This window comes from Myxococcus xanthus (genome assembly GCF_013116825.1).
In the GTDB taxonomy this organism is placed as follows: Bacteria; Myxococcota; Myxococcia; order Myxococcales; family Myxococcaceae; genus Myxococcus; species Myxococcus xanthus_B.
Map to the genome: position 1 here is coordinate 1 of NZ_JABFNS010000256.1, position 4,574 is coordinate 4,574.

The window sequence follows — 4,574 nt, forward strand, 5'->3', positions numbered from 1 at the left end:
GGCGGGGGCGGCGCGGCGGTGGGTGCGGCTTTCTTCGAGACCAGCGCCGGCGCTGGGCGCTGAGGCTCGGCCTTGGCCGCGGCGGCGACGCCTCCCAGGGAGTCCTTGGACTCCAACGCGTCCAACGCGTCGTCGTAGGCAGCGCCCCGTGCCGCTGGCGACTTGGAGCCCAGGCGCAGCGAATCGCGCGGGGGCACGGACCGAGGAGCCTGCGAGTCCGCGACGCGCCGCTCCGACCGACCCGCGAAGGTGTCGTCCGAGTCCGTCGGCGGTGTCTGCGGGTCCATGGACTCGCTCGCGACCTTGGACTCCTCGTCCAGCGACGACGGCGCCCCTTCCTGCGCGACGGGCGCGGACTCCAGCGCGGCCCGCATGTCGGCCTTGGGTGCGCGAGCAGCGGCGGGCGGCCCACGCTTCGCCTTGCTCTCGCTCTCACGCCGAATCCGCGTGTCGAGCCCGCCGCCACTCCCAGCGTTGGCCCAGTCCTCCGCGAGCAGCCGCTGCTCCCGTGAGCGCTCGGCCCCCTTCGACTTCGCCGGCGCGGCCATTTCCCGGGCGGCGTAACCCGCCGCTTCCGCCTCTGCGGGCATCGCCTGCGCCGCCGCGGGGGCCGGAGCGGCCGCGGCCGGCGCGAAATCACCAGCGGACGGAGGTGCCACCAGTTCTTCCTTCGCGACCGTGACCTTCGCCGCGCTCAAGTCAGGCCGCGTGAGGTCGGGCGACCGGGCCTCGAGCGTCAGAAGACCGAAGGTGCTCACGGAGGCCAGGCCCACCACGGGCAACCACCACCGGCGCCAGCGGGACGGCTTCGGCGCGGGGCCCGCGGCGGCGCGGCGCGCGGCCTGCTGGGCGTAGGCCATCAGCGACTCCAGCCCCGCGTCCGGAGCGGGCTCCACCGACAGCTGCGACATGGTGGCGCGCACGCCGCGAATGTCGTCCAGGGCCTGGGTGCAGCGGGCACAGCTCTCCAGGTGGGCTTCCACGAGGCGGGCCTCGGGCGCCGGCAGTTCGCCATAGGCGAAGTCGAGCAGCCGATCCTCCTGCGCGTGCGGATTCTGCGGCTTCATCCCACCACCGTCCTTCCGTCCTCGGCGAGGTCGCCGTCGACGCCCATCTCCGCCAGGCGGCGGCGAAGCCCGTCGAGCGCGTAGCGCATGCGGCTCTTCACCGTGTTCTCGGACACTCCCGTCACCTCCGCGATGTCCTTGAACGGGATGCCGCTGTACTCGCGCAGGGTGAAGACCTCACGCTGCTCGTCCGGGAGCGTCGCCAGGGCGCGCTCCAACAGGGGACGCAACCGGGCGTTGTAGGCACCGCGCTCCGGGCTGGCCCCCGCGTCCGGCAGGCCTTCCCCCAGGGGGCGCGACTCATCCCGCTCCGCTCCCGGAGCGGGTGCCTCCAGGGAAGACGCCTGGCGGTAGCTCTCTTTGCGCGCGCTGTCCACGCAGAGGTTCCTCGCAATCGTGTAGAGCCAGGTCGTGAACTTCGCCTTGGGCGTGTAGTCGCCGGCGCTCCGAACCACCTTCAGCCACGTCTCCTGCAGCACGTCCTCCGCCCGTGCCCGGTGCCCCGTGAAACGGAGGATGAAGTTGAACACCGGCGTCCGGTGCTTGCGCACCAGCGCCTCGAACGCGCGCGCGTCCCCCGCCTGGAAGGCGAGCATCAGCCGCTCGTCTGAGGTTTCCGGTCCCAACACTCCCCCAACTCTCCTTGGAGCCACCCTCACCCGGCCCACTCCACCACCCGTGCACAGTGAACGTGCGACGGGCCGCCAGGGTCTATCCCCGGCGAGGTCTCTGGTAAGTGGCGAGAATGACAGGGACGGCCACCGCTGTCACGAGCGCGCCTTGCGCCAGGAGCACCGCCGGCAGTGGCTGCTGCAGGTGCACGTACAGGGAGCGGCCGAGCGCCACTCCCAGCAGCACGCCCGTCAGGGTGCGCACCGCGTTGCTGCCCGACGCCGGCCGGAAGCGGCCCACCGCCCAGTCCGCCAGCGCGGGCACGGTGAGCGCCAGGACGGCGGGCACGTCCAACGCCCACCGCAGCGGGGCGCGCACGGCGAACAGGCCCACCATCACGGCCAGCAGCACCGGATAGGTCCCCAGGCAGCGCGCGCACACGCGCACGCCGCCAAACAGGTAGGTGCGGTTGTACTCATCTGGATGATGATGGCTGAGCCAGAACACCGGGACTTCCTCCAGAGGGGGCTGCGGCCGGGGCCTCGCGCGCATCGGCCTCCGCCAGGAAACACGCGGCGAAGTGGCCACCGCCCAGCGCATAGGACGGGGGCGACTCGCGCCGGCACCGCTCCATGGCATGCGGACAGCGCGGATGGAAGGCGCAACCGGGGGGCGGAGCCAGGGGTGATGGCGGCTCGCCCGGCACCAGCAGGCGCGTCCGGGCGTGGCCCGGGTCCGGGACGGGCACGGCGGACAGCAGCGCCTGGGTGTACGGGTGGCGCGGCTGACGGTACAGCGACGCGGCCGGGGCCAGCTCCACGATGCGGCCCAGGTACATGACGGCCACCCGGGTGGACACGTACTCGACGATGTTCAGGTCGTGGGCGATGAAGACGTAGGTGAGGCCCCGCGCCTGTTGCAGGTCCACCAGGAGGTTGACGATTTGCGCCTGCACGGACACGTCCAGCGCGCTGATGGGCTCGTCGGCCACCACCAGGTCGGGCCGCAGCGCCAGCGCTCGCGCGATGCCGATGCGCTGCCGCTGCCCGCCGGAGAATTCATGGGGGTAACGCGCCAGGGCCTCGCGCGGCAGCCCCATGGCGTCCACCAGCTCCGCCACCTCGCGCTCCCGCGCGCCCGGCTCTCGGGCCAGCCCGTGGATGGCGAAGGGCTCCTCCAGAATCTCCCGGACCGTCATCCGGGGATTGAGCGAGGCATACGGGTCCTGGAAGACGAACTGCATCCGCCGGCGCAGCGGCCGCAGCTGGCGCTGGGACAGCACGGTGAGCTCCTGCCCGTCGAAACGAACGGAGCCCGCCGTGGGCTCCACCAACCGCAGCACCGCGCGCCCCAGGGTGCTCTTCCCGCAGCCACTCTCCCCCACCACCCCCAGCGTCTCACCGCGCCGGACGTCGAAATCCACGCCGTCCACGGCCTTCACCGCGCCGCGCACCCGGCCGAGCACGCCGCCTCGCACCGGGAAGTGCACCTGGAGGTCGCGCACCTGGAGCAGCGGCGTGGCGATCATGGCGCGGGCACCGGATTGTGACAGGCCGCCCACTGCCCTTCTCGCGGCGAGGTCAGCGCGGGCGTCACGTGCGCACAGACGTCCAGCGCGCGCTCACAGCGCTCACGGAACGCACAGCCGGCAGGTAACTGCCGCAGCGGTGGCACCCTGCCGGGGATGGCCCGCAGCCGCGCCCGGGAGGCTCGAGCGCCGCCCACATCGCGCCTGGACGGAATCGAGCGCAACAGGCCCGCGGTGTACGGGTGCGCGGGGTGGGAAAACAGCGCTCGCACCGGGGCACGCTCCACCACCCGGCCCGCGTACATCACCACCACCGCGTCGCAGCTCTCCGCCACCACGCCCAGGTCGTGCGTAATCAGCAGCACCGCCATGCCCCGCTCGGCCTGAAGCCGCGCGAGCAGGTCCAGAATCTGCGCCTGGATGGTGACGTCCAGCGCGGTGGTGGGCTCATCCGCGATGAGCAAGGCCGGGTCACACGCCAGCGCCATCGCCATCATCACCCGCTGCCGCATGCCGCCGGAGAGCTGGTGTGGATACGCGTCCACGCGCTCGGCCGGCGCGGGGATGCCCACCTGCCGCAGCATCTCCACGGCCTTGTCCCGGGCCTGCGCGCGGGAAGCGCCCAGGTGCAGCCGGACGCCCTCGGCAATCTGCTCGCCCACGGTGAACACCGGGTTGAGCGACGTCATCGGCTCCTGGAAGATCATCGCCGCGTGACGGCCGCGCACCCGGCGCAGCTCGGCCTCCGGCAGCGTCAGCAGGTCCCGGCCCTGGAAGCGCACCGCTCCGCCCACCACGCGCACCGGCGGCTCGGGCGCCAGCCGCAGCAGGGACAGCGCCGTGAGGCTCTTGCCACACCCGCTCTCCCCCACCACGCCCAGCGTTCCACCGGGGGGCAGCGCGAAGGACACGTCGTCCACCGCGCGCACCGGCCCCGCCTCCAGCGCCAGCTCCGTGGTCAGCCCTCGGACGTCGAGCAACAGCTCCTGGCCCGCGGGCGTCACGGCGGCGGTCACTTCTGGGCCAGCTCCTCCAGGAACTCCCCTTCCTGGATGACGCCCTTGCGGATGAGCAGGCGGATGAGGCTGGCCACCATGCGGGCCGGTTTCACCTTCTCCGTGTCCAGCGAGGCATCCTCTCCGCGGGAGATGCGCTCGATGTCGTCCAGGATGGCCAGGTCCTCGTCGGAGAACTGAGGCGTGGGCGTGAGCGGCACCGACGGACGCGAGCCCTGCGCCGCCCCTCCGAACATCACCACCGGCACGCGCGGCCGGCCCTCCGCTCCATCTCCCTCCGCGTCGGGAGGCGGAGGCGGCGGGGGCCGCACCGGGGGCGAGGCCTTCCGGCCCAGCAGGTCATCCAACGCG

Annotated in this window: 5 protein-coding genes and 1 pseudogene; all 6 read right to left on the reverse strand. The window is 72.8% G+C overall.

Annotated elements, in window-relative coordinates; translation table 11 throughout:
- Positions 1–1,067: anti-sigma factor family protein (locus tag HNV26_RS36905; RefSeq protein WP_171453021.1), on the reverse strand; the 1,067-nt coding region annotated here is incomplete at its 3' end.
- Positions 1,064–1,696, reverse strand: a complete 633-nt coding sequence (locus HNV26_RS36910; RefSeq protein WP_026113989.1) for an RNA polymerase sigma factor — start codon at positions 1,694–1,696, stop codon at positions 1,064–1,066. The genes HNV26_RS36910 and HNV26_RS36905, both read right to left, overlap by 4 nt.
- Before the next feature lie 82 nt (positions 1,697–1,778).
- Positions 1,779–2,186, reverse strand: a complete 408-nt coding sequence (locus tag HNV26_RS36915; RefSeq protein WP_171445535.1) for a DUF2085 domain-containing protein — start codon at positions 2,184–2,186, stop codon at positions 1,779–1,781.
- A complete protein-coding gene (locus HNV26_RS36920; RefSeq protein ID WP_171445534.1) occupies positions 2,155–3,207 on the reverse strand; it encodes an ABC transporter ATP-binding protein in 1,053 nt (350 codons plus the stop codon). The genes HNV26_RS36915 and HNV26_RS36920 overlap by 32 nt, the downstream gene beginning before the upstream one ends.
- On the reverse strand, positions 3,204–4,223 hold the full coding sequence (locus HNV26_RS36925; protein WP_366817110.1) for an ABC transporter ATP-binding protein: 1,020 nt from the start codon (positions 4,221–4,223) through the stop codon (positions 3,204–3,206). The genes HNV26_RS36920 and HNV26_RS36925 overlap by 4 nt, the downstream gene beginning before the upstream one ends.
- A pseudogene (locus tag HNV26_RS36930) lies at positions 4,220–4,574 on the reverse strand (GspE/PulE/PilB domain-containing protein); the annotation flags it as partial. The gene HNV26_RS36925 and the pseudogene HNV26_RS36930, both read right to left, overlap by 4 nt.